General features: G+C 39.1%; 2 pseudogenes. Both read right to left on the bottom strand.

From position 1 onward, the window contains the following. Positions 1-586: 586 nt before the first annotated feature. Positions 587-2,164: pseudogene (locus H5300_RS28390) on the bottom strand (EAL domain-containing protein). 225 nt (positions 2,165-2,389) lie between these two features. Beyond that, positions 2,390-2,504, bottom strand: a pseudogene (locus H5300_RS26320) (IS630 family transposase); the annotation flags it as partial.

The raw sequence follows: 2,504 nt of genomic DNA, 5'->3' as shown, positions 1-2,504 counted from the left end.
ACCTATTTAGAAAATCAGAGGGTAACTTGTCTGTACCAAGAAAGATGAACCAAGCCGCATGGAATAAAGATTACAGGGAAAAAGTTCTTTTTACATCAGATTAACAAAGTATATTCGCGCCCTTTACGCGATGATGGCATGAGTTTTTGCATTTTTGTCCTTCTCTGAGAGCCCCGTATTAATTACTTCAGTATTTTCCATGTGATTGATTCCTAGGTTAATTTAATCACGCACATGCTACGGTATTATGTTGTTGATGGTCACGAATTAGTTGCTTGTTGCATATGTTACATGCTGCGTTGTGATGTGTTTGGTATTGTGTGTAGAGTGTATGTCTCACTGGGTCTTTATTGATAAAAAAGAAATTAATGAAAAGATTGATTGGAACAAAAATCACGCTGATAGCATGCTAGCGATTACGAGTAGTCATAAAACCAACCAAAACACGCGTCGATAATTTAAGTCACAAATATGGTAAAAGCCTGCCTGGGAGTAAGAGTGGGGAAACGTGCCGTAAGCTAAAGTGACGCGTTGTGCTAAGCATCATTCTGAACAGTATCTTCAGCGCTTATCCCATCGAACCTGTTTAAAGCTGCTCACATTTTGGTGTTGAAAAGGATGATTCTTCAATGTTATCGGACTCAAAATGCTGCTGCCTGAGTAAGCTGATAGTCAGGTTTATCGGCATCGGTTTATAAAAATAGAAGCCTTGGATATAGTCGACGCCCAGTTTAGACAAGATGTTCACTTGGGATTCGTACTCAACCCCTTCGACGATCACTTGCATACCTAAGGTGCGGGACAACTGAAGCATGGACTCCAGCAAAGGGATACCAAGGCTTGATTCGTCTGAAATGTTTTTCACAAACACGCGATCGATTTTGAGAATGCTAAACGGGAACTGTCTCACAAAGTCTAAGCCCGCATAGCCCGTACCAAAATCATCAATCGCGACTCTTACGCCCATATTCGATAGTTTGGTTAGGTTGCCTCTGATTTTGACCATGTCGGCATCAGAACATTCACCATCTTCGGTTACTTCAAAAACCACCTGTTTGAGAATCTCAGGGTTCTTCTTGTATATATGACTCACCTTGCTTGCGAAGTTGCTATTTGATAGCACATTCCGGCTTATGTTGACGCTGACATACCTTGATTGAAACAGGTGTTGGTTGCTGTTGATCATGACTAATACTTCACGTAACACGAAGTACGTGAGGTCTTCTATTAACCCTAAGCTTTCTGCAAGAGGGATGAATATTGCGGGAGATACGTTACCTTCGATTGGGTCATGCTACCTCAACAGAGACTCGCAACCGACTATTTCATGAGTATTATGGTTAACGATAGGCTGCAAGTGGACATGCAAGTGATCGTTTCTTAATGCATCAGATAATGAATACTCTAAGCTTCTGTGGTTTTGTTTATTGTGCCTGATAGACACGGCGATAATTGTCGCGATTCCTGCAAATAGGAAACCGAACCAAGAGTAACGTAAGAGGTAATTAAAGTAATACTGATACCCAATATATGAGGTAACGGTTAGTGGGTATTTATCAGAAACAATGACTACTTTCTGTAAATATGTCCCTTCGTTTGGTAAGGATATGTTTTTATCAATTACTTTTACTTTTGATTCGATACCAAAATTGGATAGATTTCGATTTACTATGTCGTACAGGAAATGAGGAGGGATCATTAAGCTAATTCCCGCATTATCTTCGTTAGAAGAAATGAGCATGATGGAATTGACTTTAGTGATCGCAGCATTGGTATAAGACAACGTGGTCATGTTTGGATCGGAATTCAAGCGCTCTCTGATGGATTTAAAGAGACGGAATGAGACGTCACCTTCTGTTGTTGAACAATAAAATTGGTCATTTTTATTAAACAACGCCGCTTCTTTAATCCAGTCGGTATCAAAAACCGTTTGTCTCAGCCGAGTAACCACGGACTCGCATGATTGCCCGTGCTCAACCTCAGTCAAAAAGTAATCGAATTGAGATTGAATGTGCCTCAGTTTTTGCTCTAGTTGTTTGGATGAGTCTTCAGTCAACGTTTGGTAATGAAAAGGCGTAGCCGGAATGAGCATTGCCATTGATATACAAAAGGAAACAACGAAGCATAAAGATGTTTTAGCAATATTCGGGTAATTGATATCCATAGTTGGAGTAAGACTACCGATCTAAGTGAGCATTCGATTTAATTTATAAATTTAACGATTAGGTAGCAAGGAAAATAATAAATATTGTGAATGAACGCATGAATTATTGATAAAGATAATGTTTTTTCGATTTTACCAGTAACATATTGATGTTTAGCCGATTTTTCTTTGTAGATTTTACTTGGTTTTGCAGTACTAATACGAATAAAAGATATTTATACCCAATCAACTTGAAGATGCAGGCTTAAACACCTGAAAATTGTCATTGATTCGAGACGTCAACGAACCTGCAATCTCTGGAAGAGTTACAGTAAAAAATTGGTCTATGGCTTCCTTGAAG

Origin of the sequence: Vibrio sp. SG41-7 (assembly GCF_014164465.1) — a bacterium.
In the GTDB taxonomy this organism is placed as follows: Bacteria; Pseudomonadota; Gammaproteobacteria; order Enterobacterales; family Vibrionaceae; genus Vibrio; species Vibrio splendidus.
This window is presented reverse-complemented; position numbering and strand designations above follow the sequence as displayed.